Origin of the sequence: Sphaerotilus sp. (assembly GCF_013299175.1) — a bacterium.
Lineage (GTDB): Bacteria > Pseudomonadota > Gammaproteobacteria > Burkholderiales > Burkholderiaceae_C > Sphaerotilus.
Map to the genome: position 1 here is coordinate 17,029 of NZ_JAAFKF010000001.1, position 12,835 is coordinate 29,863.

General features: G+C 68.9%; 15 protein-coding genes and 1 pseudogene. 5 read left to right on the forward strand and 11 right to left on the reverse strand.

What is annotated here, in order from left to right; translation table 11 throughout:
• Positions 1-3 precede the first annotated feature (3 nt).
• Positions 4-507 carry a hypothetical protein gene (locus tag QZW52_RS00095; protein WP_293993810.1) on the forward strand — a complete coding sequence of 168 codons (504 nt, stop codon included), beginning with the start codon at positions 4-6 and terminating at the stop codon, positions 505-507.
• A 15-nt stretch (positions 508-522) separates the two neighbouring features.
• Here QZW52_RS00095 and QZW52_RS00100 read toward each other — a convergent pair whose 3' ends face one another.
• A complete protein-coding gene (locus QZW52_RS00100) occupies positions 523-1,215 on the reverse strand; it encodes a hypothetical protein (protein WP_293993811.1) in 693 nt (230 codons plus the stop codon).
• Positions 1,216-1,299: 84 nt separating this feature from the next.
• Here QZW52_RS00100 and msrA point away from each other — a divergent pair.
• Positions 1,300-1,830, forward strand: a pseudogene (gene msrA, locus QZW52_RS00105) (peptide-methionine (S)-S-oxide reductase MsrA); the annotation flags it as partial.
• A gap of 36 nt (positions 1,831-1,866) precedes the next feature.
• Positions 1,867-2,307, forward strand: coding sequence for a peptide-methionine (R)-S-oxide reductase MsrB (gene msrB / locus QZW52_RS00110; RefSeq protein ID WP_293993922.1), 441 nt, complete (start codon positions 1,867-1,869; stop codon positions 2,305-2,307).
• Here msrB and QZW52_RS00115 read toward each other — a convergent pair.
• The 3 genes from QZW52_RS00115 to nhaR all read right to left on the reverse strand — a co-directional run bounded on the left by QZW52_RS00115 (position 2,276) and on the right by nhaR (position 4,931).
• Positions 2,276-2,689 (reverse strand): DUF4870 family protein, encoded by a 414-nt coding sequence (locus tag QZW52_RS00115; RefSeq protein WP_293993812.1) that lies wholly within the window; start codon positions 2,687-2,689, stop codon positions 2,276-2,278. The two genes, msrB and QZW52_RS00115, sit on opposite strands and share 32 nt — an antisense overlap.
• Positions 2,690-2,755: 66 nt before the next feature.
• Positions 2,756-3,934 (reverse strand): acyl-CoA dehydrogenase family protein, encoded by a 1,179-nt coding sequence (locus tag QZW52_RS00120; protein WP_293993813.1) that lies wholly within the window; start codon positions 3,932-3,934, stop codon positions 2,756-2,758.
• 79 nt (positions 3,935-4,013) lie between these two features.
• On the reverse strand, positions 4,014-4,931 hold the full coding sequence (nhaR, locus tag QZW52_RS00125) for a transcriptional activator NhaR (RefSeq protein WP_293993924.1): 918 nt from the start codon (positions 4,929-4,931) through the stop codon (positions 4,014-4,016).
• Between the two features lie 100 nt (positions 4,932-5,031).
• On the opposite strand from nhaR, the gene QZW52_RS00130 reads away from it, so the two are divergent.
• Positions 5,032-5,856: a TerC family protein gene (locus QZW52_RS00130; RefSeq protein WP_293993814.1), complete on the forward strand. Its 825-nt coding sequence runs from the start codon at positions 5,032-5,034 to the stop codon at positions 5,854-5,856.
• Here QZW52_RS00130 and QZW52_RS00135 read toward each other — a convergent pair.
• The 5 genes from QZW52_RS00135 to ilvD all read right to left on the reverse strand — a co-directional run bounded on the left by QZW52_RS00135 (position 5,799) and on the right by ilvD (position 8,968).
• Complete coding sequence (locus QZW52_RS00135) at positions 5,799-6,056, reverse strand: Txe/YoeB family addiction module toxin (RefSeq protein WP_293993815.1); 258 nt, start codon at positions 6,054-6,056, stop codon at positions 5,799-5,801. The two genes, QZW52_RS00130 and QZW52_RS00135, sit on opposite strands and share 58 nt — an antisense overlap.
• 5 nt (positions 6,057-6,061) lie before the next feature.
• On the reverse strand, positions 6,062-6,319 hold the full coding sequence (locus tag QZW52_RS00140) for a type II toxin-antitoxin system Phd/YefM family antitoxin (protein ID WP_293993816.1): 258 nt from the start codon (positions 6,317-6,319) through the stop codon (positions 6,062-6,064).
• A 53-nt stretch (positions 6,320-6,372) separates the two neighbouring features.
• Positions 6,373-6,780 (reverse strand): type II toxin-antitoxin system VapC family toxin, encoded by a 408-nt coding sequence (locus QZW52_RS00145; protein ID WP_293993817.1) that lies wholly within the window; start codon positions 6,778-6,780, stop codon positions 6,373-6,375.
• Positions 6,777-7,031 (reverse strand): type II toxin-antitoxin system VapB family antitoxin, encoded by a 255-nt coding sequence (locus QZW52_RS00150; RefSeq protein ID WP_293993818.1) that lies wholly within the window; start codon positions 7,029-7,031, stop codon positions 6,777-6,779. The genes QZW52_RS00145 and QZW52_RS00150 overlap by 4 nt, the downstream gene beginning before the upstream one ends.
• A 77-nt stretch (positions 7,032-7,108) precedes the next feature.
• Positions 7,109-8,968 (reverse strand): dihydroxy-acid dehydratase, encoded by a 1,860-nt coding sequence (gene ilvD / locus QZW52_RS00155; RefSeq protein WP_293993819.1) that lies wholly within the window; start codon positions 8,966-8,968, stop codon positions 7,109-7,111.
• Between the two features lie 71 nt (positions 8,969-9,039).
• Here ilvD and QZW52_RS00160 point away from each other — a divergent pair, with 71 nt between their 5' ends.
• Positions 9,040-10,125, forward strand: coding sequence for a DMT family transporter (locus tag QZW52_RS00160; RefSeq protein WP_293993820.1), 1,086 nt, complete (start codon positions 9,040-9,042; stop codon positions 10,123-10,125).
• A gap of 41 nt (positions 10,126-10,166) precedes the next feature.
• Here the strand turns inward: QZW52_RS00160 and QZW52_RS00165 are convergent, their stop codons facing one another.
• Positions 10,167-11,183: a hypothetical protein gene (locus tag QZW52_RS00165; protein ID WP_293993821.1), complete on the reverse strand. Its 1,017-nt coding sequence runs from the start codon at positions 11,181-11,183 to the stop codon at positions 10,167-10,169.
• Positions 11,180-12,826: an alpha-amylase family glycosyl hydrolase gene (locus QZW52_RS00170; protein ID WP_293993822.1), complete on the reverse strand. Its 1,647-nt coding sequence runs from the start codon at positions 12,824-12,826 to the stop codon at positions 11,180-11,182. The genes QZW52_RS00165 and QZW52_RS00170 overlap by 4 nt, the downstream gene beginning before the upstream one ends.
• Between the last annotated feature and the right edge of the window lie 9 nt (positions 12,827-12,835).

The following is a 12,835-nucleotide window of genomic DNA, read 5'->3' on the forward strand; positions in this document are numbered from 1 at the left end:
GGCATGGGTCGCAACCAGAAACTTGCCTTGGCCTTCGGGGTGCTGCTGCTGCTGGCGCTGGCGGCGTGGATGGCGCTGCGCGGCAGTCCGTCCGGCCGGTGCGGGCCTGACACCCCCCGCTGCGACACCAGCGCGCACCTCCAGCCAGAGGGTTGGATGCGTGCGCTGGGGGGGCTGCTGGAGACCCCCGCCCAGCGAGCGCCAGTGCGCCAGGGGCGGCAACTGCGTGTCGCCGGCAGTGGATTCGCGTCCTTCGATGTCGCGCCGGCGGTAGACGGTCAACCCGCGCTGCGCACGCTGCGGCTGCGGCTGGTGGCGGGCGGACCGGCCACCCTGCGGCTGCGCAACCTGGAGCCGCAGGGGCAGGGGATGGCCGAACAGGAACGCGACCAGTCCTTGCCCGATGGGGGCCGCAGCGATCCGCGTGCCCTGTCGTATGCCATCGGCAAGGCGGGCGCGCGCCTCGCCATCCTGTGCCAGTCACCCTGCACGCTGGTCGCCGAGTAGACCGCGCCGGAACACTCAGCCCAGCGCCCGCCCGACCGACCGCAGTGACAGCAGGACCGCATGGATGGCCCACAGCACGGCGACCACCGCCACCACGATGGCGCCGACCAGGTCGGTGACGCTGACCAGCGGGCCTGGCACCATGCCCTGCAGGAAGGCCACCAGCAAGCCGGCGACGACCGACGTGCTCCACAGCAGCACGAGGCCCTTGAGGAGCAGGAAACGCGGGTGGGCGAGCAGCAGACAGAGGCCGCAACCCAGTTTCATCAGCAGCAGCATGGCCAGCACCAGCGACGCTGCGGAGCGGTCGAAATGGCCCCAGACCGCCAGATACGCCAGGGTGCCGAACGGAGGGGCGAGCAGCAGGGCCAGCATCACGCCCAGCAACTGCAGGCCCGTGACCACCAGCGCCAGGGCCCCCAGCAGCACCAGCAACGACACCACCAATGTGACGATGCCTTGTGCGCGGCCATGCAACTCCTGGGAGAGCAGGAACTGCATCCCCATCAGCCCGAGGGTCAGCATCAGCAGGGCATCGACCAGCACGATCGACTGCACGCCCCAGCCATCGGCCTGGTGCTGCATTCCCGGCACCGACACCACCTGCGCGGGGCCGAGCAACAGGGCAGAACCCATCTCCAGCAACACCGTCAACACCACCAGCACCAGGGCCAGCACGAAGAAGGGCTTGCGAATGGCATCGGACATGTGAAGATCCTCGCAGTCGCTGACGTTGGCCTGTGCGCGTCATGCGTTGCCGATTATGGCCCTGCCCGATGAGGAACCCGCACCATGACGACCACCCCGCCCCCCCCGACCACTTCCGCCCCCACCGAAACCGCCATCCTTGCCGGCGGCTGTTTCTGGGGCATGCAGGAGCTGATCCGCCACCTGCCCGGCGTGCTGACCACCCGCGTGGGCTACAGCGGCGGCGACGTGCCAAACGCCACCTACCGCCACCACGGCACCCACGCCGAAGCGATCGAGGTGGTGTTCGATCCGGCGCGGCTGTCCTACCGCGACCTGCTCGAAGTCTTTTTCCAGATCCACGACCCCACCACGCCCAACCGCCAGGGCAACGACCGCGGCACCGCCTACCGCTCTGGCCTCTACTACACCAGCGAGGCCCAGCACCAGACGGTCCGCCAGACCATCGCCGAGGTCGAAGCCTCCGGCCGCTGGCCGGGCCGCGTCGTCACCGAGGTGCAGCCCGCTGGCCCGTTCTGGCAGGCCGAGCCGGAGCACCAGGACTATCTGCAGCAGTACCCCGATGGCTACACCTGCCACTACGTCCGCCCGCACTGGCGCTTGCCGAAAGTTGGTCAGCCGGAGCCGCCGCGCCTGATCGACTGGGCCGAGGTGTTGCGCCGGGGCCGTGGCCACAACCTTCCACCGACGCACCGCGTCGAGCGCACCGAGGCCGAGTGGCGCGCCCGGCTCACCCCCGAGCAGTTCCACGTCACCCGCCGCCACGGCACCGAGCGGCCCTTCAGCTCCGCAATGTGCAGCCGCTTCGAGCCGGCGCGTTACCACTGCGTCTGCTGCGACACGCCGCTGTTCGACGCCAGCGTCAAGTTCGAGAGCGGCACGGGCTGGCCGTCGTTCACCCAGCCTGTGGAATCGGCGGTGGTGGCGTACCAGCTCGACACGTCCTACGGCATGGAGCGCGTCGAGACCACCTGCGCGGTCTGCGACGCCCACCTCGGCCACGTCTTTCCCGATGGACCGGTGCCGTCCGGGCTGCGTTACTGCATCAACGCGGTGGCGCTCACTCTGCCGGCATCGCCTGCCCATCCTTGAGCCGCAGCCAGCCACGGGCGATCCGGTAGATCGCCCACACGCCTAGCAGAAACATGCCCAGCGGCAGCGTGGCGAATCCGATCAGCAGCGCCATGAGCGGCACCGACACCACCAGCACCAGCAGCGACCAGGCCAGCGCGATCCAGAACGTGCGGATCACCCAGTCGATGTGCGAGGACATCCAGGTGTTGGCGACCTTGCTGCGCTCGATGTAGCTCAGCACCACCGCGATGATCGACGGCCAGCCAAACAGGAAGGAGCCGACCACCGTGGCCGCGCCGAACGCCCCCAGGCCGAGACCCAGTGCGTGCAGCGCATAGATGATGTGCAACATGCGCTGCGAGCTGCGCAGCGCGTCGTCCTGGAGGATCACGTTGTTCATGGCTGGAGTCTCCGATGCCGGCGAGGGGCTGATGGGGTGTGAAAACTTTAACGCAATTGGCCGGGTTCAGCGGTGGACATCGAACAGCGCGGCCCCTTTCTTCAGCACGCTCTTGGCGATCACCGTGCGGTGGATTTCGGACGTGCCGTCGAAGATGCGGTAGATGCGGGCGTCGCGGTAGTAACGCTCGATCGGCAGCTCCTTGCAGAAGCCCATGCCACCGAAGAGTTGCACGGCCCGGTCCACCACCCGCCCGAGCATCTCGGCCGCGTGGACCTTCACCATCGCGATCTGCTCGCGGGCGTCGAAGCCCTGGTCGAGCATCCACGCCGCCTGGTAGACCATCCAGCGCGCCGCGTTGATCTCGATGACGCTGTCGGCGATCTGCTGCTGGACCATCTGGAAGTCGCCGATGCGGGTGCCGAACTGCTGGCGCTCGCGGGCGTAGTCCACCATCAGTTCGCACACATGGCTGGCCTTGCCCACTGCCCGCGCCCCGACCTGCGCCAGCCGCACCACGTTGAGCGCGCCCATCGCCAGCTTGAAGCCCTGGCCCTCGCCGCCCAGCAGGGACAGCGGCTCCAGCGGCACGTTGTCGAAGAAGAGTTCGACGTGTGGCGTGCCGCGCAGGCCCATCATCTGCTGGTCCTTGCCGACGGTGAAACCGGGCAGGCCCTTGTCCACCATGAACATCGAAATCTCCTTGCCGCCCGCCTCACCGGTCTTGGCCGAGACGAGGAAGAAGTCGCTCCACAGGCCATCGCTGATGAAGTGCTTGCTGCCGTTGAGCACCCAGCCGCCATCGGCGGATCCGGTGCGTTTCGCGTGGGCGCGGATGCCGGCGGCGTCGGATCCCGCGCCCGGCTCGGTGATGGCAATGGCGCAGGTGCGCGCGCCCGCCACGGTCGGCGTCAGCCAGCGTTCGACCTGCGCGCCCTGGCAGTGCAGCAGGGGTTCATAGACGTTGCCGAAGGCGCGGCGGATCAGATAGTCGCTGGTGTGGCCGAACTGCTCCTCGCACAGGATGCGGTCCAGGTTCGACAGCCCGCCGCCGCCGAGCGCCTCGGGCATGTTCAGCGCGTACAGGCCGAGCGAGCGGGCCTTGTCGTGGAGGGCGCGGGCGGTGGTGTCGTCGAGCCTGCCGTCGTGTTCCAGCCGGTCCTCCAGCGGGCGGAGTTCTTCGCGGATGAAACGGCGCACCGTCTCGATCACCATTTTCTGTTCGTCGTTGAGGTCGAAGTGCATGGGACAGGTGGCGCTCGCCGCCACTGGAGCGATGAAGAGTCCGCATTGTGGCGCGCCGATCGACCACCGCCCCCGTGCGTCAGCGGCCCTGTCCCGCCCCGGCCTGGGCGAGGAACTGCCCCCGCGCCGCCGCCGTGATCGCCACGACGCAGGGATGCGTGATGCGCCGCTCCACCGAGATGGCGAAGAACGCCTCCACCAATGTGTCCGAACGCCCGAGCACCTCGACGCCGTACTGCGTGCAGGTCTGCAGCTCCAGCACCGTCGGCGACATGAACACGCCCCGGCCCTCGGCGCCAAATGCCTTCAGCAGCGCCGCATCGTCGAATTCACCCACGCGCTGCGGGCGGATGCCTTGTTCGACGAGCCAGCCGTCCAGCCGTTGCCGCATCGCCGACGCCGCGCCCTGGATCAGCATCGGCGCGCCGTCGAGGCATTGCGGGAACGCACCTTGCAACGTGGCTTTCAGTGCAGGGGTGGCGAAGAAGCTCATCGCCGTCGTGCCCAGCGGGTGGCTGTAGGCTTTCACGCTCAGGTTCGGTGCCATCACCTCGTCGGCGATCACCAGGTCGAGCCGGTGGACCGCCAGTTGTGCGAGCAGATCGGCCAGCGTGCCTTCATGGCAGAGCAACCGCACCGGCTCCGGCCCGTCGAGCGCCGGCTCCAGCAAGCGGTAGGCGATCGACTTGGGCACCTGGTCGGCGATGCCCACACGGAATTCTGGTCGCATCTGGCCGCGCCGCGCTGGTCCGATCGCCGCTTCCAGTTCGGCCCCCAGCGCGAAGATCTGGTCCGCATACCCCAGTGCCGCGCGGCCGTCGTCCGTCAGCTCCAGCCCGCGCCCGCGCTTGCGGAACAGCGCGCAGCCGAGGCTGCCTTCCAGCAACTTGATCTGTGCCGACAGCGTCTGCGGCGTCGTGTGGAGCTGTTCGCTGGCGCGCATCACGCCGCCGGCCTTGGCCGTCGCCCAGAAGTAGTGGAGGTGGCGGAAGTTCAGCATGGTGCGTACATGGCGGGAAAACACTTCCATTTTTGCGAAGTAATCCTTCGGATCAAACGACTGTACGCGAAGTATCTCGGTCCTTAGAGTGCGGCCCATGGACACCTTCAACTTCCTCCTCGATCCCAACCTCTGGATCGCCTTCGCGATGTTGACCACCCTGGAAATCGTCCTGGGCATCGACAACATCATCTTCATCTCCATCCTCGTCGGCCGATTGCCGCCCGAGCAGCGTGACCTGGCGCGGCGACTCGGCCTCGGCTTCGCGATGGTGTCGCGGCTGATGCTGCTGTTCTCGCTGAGCTGGGTGATGGGTCTGAAGGAGGATCTGTTCACCGTGCTGGGCAACGGCATCAGCGGGCGTGACCTCGTGCTGCTCGGCGGCGGTCTGTTCCTGCTCTACAAGGCGTCGCACGAGATCTTCGTCGAGGTCGAGGCCCGCGAAGACGATGGCCCGCCGCCCCCGGTGACCGACGCTGCTGCACTCAAGACCGCCAGCCAGCGTGCGCTGTGGGCGACGATTGGCCAGATCGGCGTGATCGACATCGTCTTCTCGCTCGACTCGGTGATCACCGCGGTCGGCATGGTGGACCAGATCGGCGTGATGGTGGCGGCCGTGGTCGCGTCGGTGGGCGTGATGCTCTTCGCCGCCAAGCCGATCGGCGACTTCGTGGACGCGCACCCGTCGGTCAAGGTGCTGGCGCTGGCCTTCCTGGTGATGGTGGGCATGGCGCTGACCGGCGAGGCACTGGATGTCCACATCCCCAAGGGCTACCTGTACGCGGCGATGGCGTTCTCGCTGGGGGTGGAGGCGCTCAATATCCGGGCACGGGGCAAGCGGTTGAAGCTGCGGGAGGCTGCGCGTCAGTCGTCATGCCCCCGCAACTGCGCCAGCACCACCTCGTCCCCCAGTACCTTGTAGACCACCCGGTGCTCGTCGTCGATGCGGCGTGACCAGTAACCGCTGAAGTTGAATTTCAGCGGCTCCGGCTTGCCGATGCCATCGAAGGGATCGCGCTGGATGTCGCGGATCAGGGCGTTGATCCGGCGCAGCGTGGCCTTGTCGGTCTGCTGCCAGTAGAGGTAGTCATCCCAGGCTTGCGGGTGAAACGACAGGATCATCACCGTCAGTCCTCGATCAGCTCGCGGCGAACGAGGTTGCGGCGCGCTTCGATGTCCTCGATGGCCTTCATCAAGCGCATCGCGTTCTTCGGATGCCGCAGCAGGTGCGCGGTCTCCATCAGCGATTCGTACTCCCGCAGCGACATCAGCACCCCCGGCTCGGCCTTCTGGCGGGTGATGATGGTCACGTCACAGTCGTTGTGGACACGGTCGAGTTCGCTGGCAAGGTTGTTGCGGGCGTCGGTGTAGGTGATGGCGCGCATGGCGGGTTCCTGGGGATGAAGCTGTACAGATCATTGCACAGATTGGCACGCTGTCAGTCCCGCCAGACCGGCTCAATGTCCGTCTGTGCAAAGTCCTCACCCTTGTAGAGCAGCGGCAGGCCACGCCCCTTGGCCAGTGCGTAGCTGAACACATCACCGAAGTTCAGCCCGGCGGAATGGCCGCTGCCCTTGCCGTAGGTCACGAAGGCGGCGTAGGCGGTCGCGATGGCGGTGTCGTCCGGGGCCACGGTCTCGAACATCGGCAGCCGCAGGATTTCGTCGATCAGGATGACCGCCCGCTGTCCCCGCCGACCCTGCACCACCATGCGGGTTTCGAGCACGGTCGGCGTGCTGATGAACACCCGTTCCGCCTGCTGGATGAGCTGAACGAATGTGGCGCGCTCCGGCTCCGCAAAGGCAATCGCCACCAGCGCCGACGTGTCGATGACCATGCGGCTCATGCCGGCAGCCCCAGATCGTCCCAGCCCAGTGCCTCACCCGCCTGGGGCAGGTCCGGGATGCGGTCCATCTGGGCCAGCAGTGCGGCGAACCGATCCTGCGGCCCGGCGGTGCCCGCGATAGGCCGGCTGTCCACGTCACGCAGCAGTTGGTCCACGGCCCTCTCGACGGCGGCGGTCTTGTTCAAGCCCGTGACGAGCGCCAGACGTTCCACCTTGTGGACGACGACGGGGTTGGCGATTTGCAGCGGCATGGCAGGGTCTCCGGGCAGGCATGTAGCAGATGTTGATCATCAATATACATGCTGCACCGGAGACCTGCCCGATCGTCTCAACCCTCCAGCTTCGACAGATCCCGCACCGCCCCCTTGTCCGCCGACATCGCCAGCAGCGCATACGCCTTCAGCGCCGCCGACACCTTGCGCGGACGCGGCAGCACCGGCTTCCAGCCCTTCGCGTCCTGCTCGGCGCGGCGCAAGGCCAGTTCCTCGTCCGACAGCAGCACGTTGATCGAGCGGTTCTTGATGTCGATCAGGATGCGGTCGCCCTGGCGCACCAGCCCGATCGCGCCACCGGCCGCCGCTTCCGGCGACACATGGCCGATCGACAGCCCCGACGTGCCGCCCGAGAAGCGCCCGTCCGTCAGCAGCGCGCATGCCTTGCCCAGCCCCTTGGACTTGATGTAGCTGGTCGGGTAGAGCATCTCCTGCATCCCCGGCCCGCCCTTCGGCCCTTCGTAGCGCACCACCACGATGTCGCCCGCCTTCACCTTGTCGGCCAGGATGTCGGCCACCGCCTCGTCCTGCGACTCGGTGACATAGGCCGACCCCTCGAACACCATCAGGCTGTCGTCCACGCCAGCCGTCTTCACCACGCAGCCATCCAGCGCGATGTTGCCGTGCAGCACCGCCAGACCGCCCTCCTGCGAGAACGCATGTTCGCCCGAGCGGATGCAGCCCTCGGCGCGGTCGAGGTCCAGGCTCGGCCAGCGGGTGTCCTGGCTGAACGCGACCTGCGTCGGGATGCCCGCAGGCCCCGCCTTGTAGAAATGCTGCACCGCGGCGCTCGGGTTGCGGGCGATGTCCCACTGGTCGAGCGCGTCCTTCATCGTCGGCGCGTGGATGGTCGGCACGTCGGTGTGCAGTCGGCCGGCGCGGTCGAGTTCACCCAGGATGGCCATGATGCCGCCCGCACGGTGGACATCCTCGATGTGGTACTTCTGCGTGTTCGGCGCCACCTTGCAGAGCTGCGGCACGGTGCGCGAGAGGCGGTCGATGTCGGCCAGCGTGAAGTCGATCTCGGCTTCGCTGGCGATGGCCAGGATGTGCAGGATGGTGTTGGTCGAGCCGCCCATCGCGATGTCGAGCGTGATCGCGTTCTCGAACGCCTTGAAGCCCATCGAGCGCGGCAGCACCGAGGCGTCCTCGTCCTCGTAGTACCGCTTGCACAGGTCCACCGCCATCCGGCCGGCGCGCTTGAAGAGCTGCTCGCGGTCGGCGTGCGTGGCCAGCACGGTGCCGTTGCCCGGCAGCGCCAGCCCCAGCGCCTCGGCCAGACAGTTCATCGAGTTCGCCGTGAACATGCCCGAGCAGGAGCCGCAGGTCGGGCAGGCCGAGCGTTCCACCTGGGCGACGACTTCGTCCGACACGTTCGGGTCGGCGGCCATCACCATCGCGTCCACGAGGTCGAGCTTCTTGAACTCCATGACGTGCGTGGTCGGGTTGGCGAGCTTGGTCTTGCCGGCTTCCATCGGGCCGCCGCTGACGAACACCACCGGGATGTTCAGCCGCATCGCCGCCATCAGCATCCCCGGCGTGATCTTGTCGCAGTTGGAGATGCACACCAGCGCGTCGGCGCAGTGGGCGTTGACCATGAACTCGACCGAATCGGCGATCAGGTCGCGGCTGGGCAGCGAGTACAGCATCCCGTCGTGGCCCATGGCGATGCCGTCATCGACCGCGATGGTGTTGAACTCCTTGGCCACGCCGCCCACCGCCTCGATCTCGCGGGCGACGAGCTGGCCGAGATCCTTCAGGTGGACGTGGCCGGGCACGAACTGGGTGAAGGAGTTGGCGATGGCGATGATCGGCTTGCTGAAGTCGCCGTCCTTCATGCCGGTGGCACGCCACAGGGCGCGGGCACCGGCCATGTTGCGGCCGGCGGTGGAGGTCTTGGAGCGGTAGGCGGGCATGGGGAACTCTCTTGCGGAAGTCGGTGGGTTCGGACAGGTCGCTGATTTTCGCCCATGCGATCATTCCTGCCATGTCGAAGTCTGTTTTCTCTCGCGGGTCGGGGTTGGGATCGCGTCGCCCGGTGTTGCTGGGTGGCGGGCTGGCGCTGCTGGCGGCCGTGCTGTTCGGTGTCAGCACGCCGCTGCTGCAGCGGCTGGGGGTGGGCGTCGGCAGCCTGACCACGGCGGCGCTGCTGTACGCGGGGGCGGCGGTGACTGGGGTGCTGCTGCGCCAGCCGGTCGAGCGCGAGGCCCGGGTGCGGCGGGGTGACCTCGGGCCGCTGCTGGCGATGGCGCTGTCGGGCGCGGTGATCGGGCCGGTGGCGCTGGCCTGGGGCGTGCAGCACACCAGCGCCACGGCGGCGTCCCTGATGCTGACGCTGGAGGCGGTGTTCACCGCGGTGCTGGCGTGGCGCTGGTATGGCGAGGCGGTCGATCGCCGGGTGCTGGCCGCGATGGCGCTGCTGACGCTGGGGGCTGTGGCGCTGGTGCTGGACCAGGCCGACGCGGGCCGGGCGGCCGGATGGGGTCTGCTGGCGGTGCTGCTGGCGACGGCCGCCTGGGGCGTGGACAACACGGTGTCGCGCCGGCTGGCCGACCGCGATCCGGGGCAGGTCGTGATGCTCAAGGGTCTGCTGGGGGCGACCGCGACCGCGGGGCTGGCGGTGGTGATGGGCGAACCGGTGCCGCAGTGGCCGACCGCGCTGGGGCTGTTCCTGGTCGGGGCGACGGGGTACGGGCTGAGCCTGCGCTTCTACCTGCTGGCGCAGCGCACCTTCGGGGCCGCCCGGACGGGCTCGGTGTTCACCTTCGCGCCGCTGATCGGGGCGCTGCTGGCCTTCCTGATGGGCGAGCGCGGTGGCGGGGTCGGTCTTGGGCTGGCGGTGGTGCTGATGGTCGCCGGCCTGGTGCTGCACCTCGCCGAACACCATGAACATGCCCATGTGCATGACCCGCTCGACCATGAGCACGCCCACACCCACGGCGACGGACACCACCTCCACCACCACGACCCGATGCCGGTCGGCCCGCACAGCCACCGGCACCACCACGCACCGATGCACCACCTGCACCCGCACGCCCCGGATGAGCACCACCAGCACGCCCATGCCCACTGAGCACGACGCTGCTGACTCGGCGTGCTGGCGCTTGCGTTGGGTCAATCGCGGCTGAAGGCCGGCGCTGGGGGTGCCCGGCGCTGACCGCCGCCGCCGACACTGCGCGGCGCGTGGTTGATGACCACCTGCAGCCGCTCGACCAGCGTGCGCAGCGCCTCGGGGCGGATGCGGGCCGCGCTGTCGTGGACCTCCGGCTCGCCCTGGAAAGCGACCGGGCCACCTTCGCGCACCGTGTCGGTGAGGCAGGCGCCGAAGTCCTGCAGCGCCCGGGCGAGCACGGTTTCCGGCCCGGCTTGCAGGCCGAGCGTGTCCAGCGCCAGATCGGGCGGCAGCGCCAGCAGGCTGCCGAGGTGCAGGTTCCCGGCCGTGCCGTAGCGCCGCCCGTCGCCATCGTCGGCGGACGCGGCCGGCCAGACCCAGGCGTTGCCCTGCGGCCCGAGCCGGTTGAGCGCCTGCGGCGGCACGGCCAGCGCGAGCACATGGCCGAGGCCGCGTTCCAGCTCGCCTTGGCGGATCAGGCCACCGAGCGCCGAACCGCCGCTGGCCCGCACCCCATGCCACGCGCTGTCCAGCCCCATGCCGGTCAGCGCATTGACGACGACCGCCTCCGCCACGATGCGATCCGACCCGACGCGCTCCGCCCGCCACAGCTCGACCACGCTGCGCCGCGGCACGTCGATCAGCAGCAGCGAGCCATCGGCCATCGGGTCCGGCTGTGCCTGCGGCGGCACACGCTGCACCCGCACGGGTCGGCTCTGGCCACGCAGGTGCAGCGCCACGGTCGGGTCGTCGGCCTGGGCGATGAAGACCGGGTGGCTCCACTGGCGGGTGTTGAGCCGGGCGCCAGCGGTCGGGTCGAAACCGGGGCTGCGGATCGCCGTGTAGCGAGCGCCATCGCCGAGCGGCGTGTTCCATGGGCTGTCCGAGGCGAACGGCCACAGCGCCGGGTCGCGGGTCGGGCGGGTGTTGTCTGCCGTGCCGGGTGCATGGCCACAGCCAGCGCCCGCACCCAGCAGCGCCGCGCCAGACGCCGACAGCAGCCAGTGGCGGCGGTTCATCGCGCTTGCACCGGCACCGCCTGCAGCACCGCGAATGAGCCAGCCGGCAGCGTCACCTTGGCGCGGCCTTGGGCGTCGAGCATCACGTCCTCGGCGCCAGCGGGCCAGCGGCGGCGCAGCGTCATCCCGGCGGGCAGGTCGGCGAGGTCGAGCGTCGCGGCCCGGTTGCCGTAGTTGAAGCCGACCCAGACCGTGTCCGTGCCCTTGCCGGTGGTGAGCACGCGGCGGAACTGCATCCGCGTGTCCTGCGCCTGTGCCCCGGCGTAGCGGCCGTGCATCAGCGCAGGCAGCGACTTGCGCAGCGCGATCACCGCTTTGTAGTGCGCCCGCAGCGAGTGCGGGTCGGCGAGCTGCGCGGCGGCGTTGCGCTGCGCCACGTTGGCCGACAGCGCCCGGAATGGCTCGCCCGTCGTGAAGCCCGCCGTTTTCGGATCGGCGGTCCAGCTCATCGGCGTGCGCAGCTTGTGGTCGCCCTTGAGGTCGCGGGCGCCGGCCATGCCGATCTCTTCGCCGTAGTAGAGGAACGGCGTGCCCGGCAGCAGCAGGTAGGTGGCGGCGGCGAGCTTCATGTGCCGCTCGTCGCCGCCCACCTGGTCGTGCAGCCGGTCGCCCGCGAAGGCGTCGTGGTTGGAGGCGAAGGTCGCCATCGACGGCGGCGCGGTGGTGAAGTAGGCCGAGGCGTCGCGCACCGAGTCCGGATCGCCCGCCGCCGCGCCGACGACGTTGAAGTTCTGGGTGAACGCGAACGACGCACCGCACACGTCCGGCGACGCCAGCGCGATCGGCCCGCCCGGCGCCTCGCAGACCATGTAGCGGTTCGGGTAGCCCATCACCACCTGCCGCACCCGGCCCATGAGCTTCAGGTTCTCGGGCTGCATCTCCCAGGCGTCCGGGCCGTTCTCGACGAGGTTGCCCACCGCGTCGAAGCGGAAGCCGTCCACGCCCCGGTTGAGCCAGAAGCGCAGGTTGTCGAGGTGCCAGTCCACCACCTTCGGGTTCTTCAGGTTGAAGTCGGGCATCTGGTTCCAGAAGCCGGCGAAGTAGGCGCCGCTGTCGGTCTCGTACCAGGGCGTCTGGTTGTAGATCTGCCAGCCGTCGGGCTTGGTGGGCTGCCAGACGTACCAGTCGCGCCACGGGTTCGGCCGGGCGGCACTGTCGCTGGCGATGAACGCGGGGTGCTCGGCGGCGCTGTGGTTGAGGAGGTAGTCGATCACGACACCGATGCCGCGCGCGTGGGCCTGCTTCAGCAGTTCATCGAAGTCGGCGAGCGTGCCGTACTCGGACTCGATGGCGCGGTAGTGCTTCGTCGCGTAGCCGTGGTCCTTGTCCTGGCTGTCCATCACCGGCATCAGCCACAGGCCGGTGATGCCGAGGTCTTTCAGGTAGTCGAGCCGCGAGGTCAGTCCCTTCAGGTCGCCGATGCCGTCGCCGTCGCTGTCCTGGTAGCCCCGGACGTAGATTTCCATGAAGGCGCCGTGCTGCCAGTCGGCGGGCAGGGGGCTGGCGATCTGCGCGGCGCTGGCTTTCGGCACCCGGCGGGTGTGGGTGTCGGGGACGGTGGGCGGTGCGGCCAGCGCCGCAGCGGCGGCCAGCAGCAGGCCGGCGAGGGTGGTCGTTCGGATCAAGGGCCGGATCAAGGACATGGCTTCGGT

What these genes read in the sequence shown, in the direction of transcription:
- QZW52_RS00120 (WP_293993813.1), bottom strand. Translation starts at nt 3,934, where the DNA reads ATGCACTTCGACCTCAACGACGAACAGAAAATGGTGATCGAGACGGTG.
- QZW52_RS00115 (WP_293993812.1), bottom strand. Translation starts at nt 2,689, where the DNA reads ATGAACAACGTGATCCTCCAGGACGACGCGCTGCGCAGCTCGCAGCGC.
- ilvD (WP_293993819.1), bottom strand. Translation starts at nt 8,968, where the DNA reads ATGCCCGCCTACCGCTCCAAGACCTCCACCGCCGGCCGCAACATGGCC.
- QZW52_RS00140 (WP_293993816.1), bottom strand. Translation starts at nt 6,319, where the DNA reads ATGCGCGCCATCACCTACACCGACGCCCGCAACAACCTTGCCAGCGAA.
- QZW52_RS00145 (WP_293993817.1), bottom strand. Translation starts at nt 6,780, where the DNA reads ATGAGCCGCATGGTCATCGACACGTCGGCGCTGGTGGCGATTGCCTTT.
- QZW52_RS00130 (WP_293993814.1), top strand. Translation starts at nt 5,032, where the DNA reads ATGGACACCTTCAACTTCCTCCTCGATCCCAACCTCTGGATCGCCTTC.
- QZW52_RS00165 (WP_293993821.1), bottom strand. Translation starts at nt 11,183, where the DNA reads ATGAACCGCCGCCACTGGCTGCTGTCGGCGTCTGGCGCGGCGCTGCTG.
- QZW52_RS00170 (WP_293993822.1), bottom strand. Translation starts at nt 12,826, where the DNA reads ATGTCCTTGATCCGGCCCTTGATCCGAACGACCACCCTCGCCGGCCTG.
- QZW52_RS00100 (WP_293993811.1), bottom strand. Translation starts at nt 1,215, where the DNA reads ATGTCCGATGCCATTCGCAAGCCCTTCTTCGTGCTGGCCCTGGTGCTG.
- QZW52_RS00135 (WP_293993815.1), bottom strand. Translation starts at nt 6,056, where the DNA reads ATGATCCTGTCGTTTCACCCGCAAGCCTGGGATGACTACCTCTACTGG.
- QZW52_RS00160 (WP_293993820.1), top strand. Translation starts at nt 9,040, where the DNA reads ATGTCGAAGTCTGTTTTCTCTCGCGGGTCGGGGTTGGGATCGCGTCGC.
- QZW52_RS00095 (WP_293993810.1), top strand. Translation starts at nt 4, where the DNA reads ATGGGTCGCAACCAGAAACTTGCCTTGGCCTTCGGGGTGCTGCTGCTG.
- QZW52_RS00150 (WP_293993818.1), bottom strand. Translation starts at nt 7,031, where the DNA reads ATGCCGCTGCAAATCGCCAACCCCGTCGTCGTCCACAAGGTGGAACGT.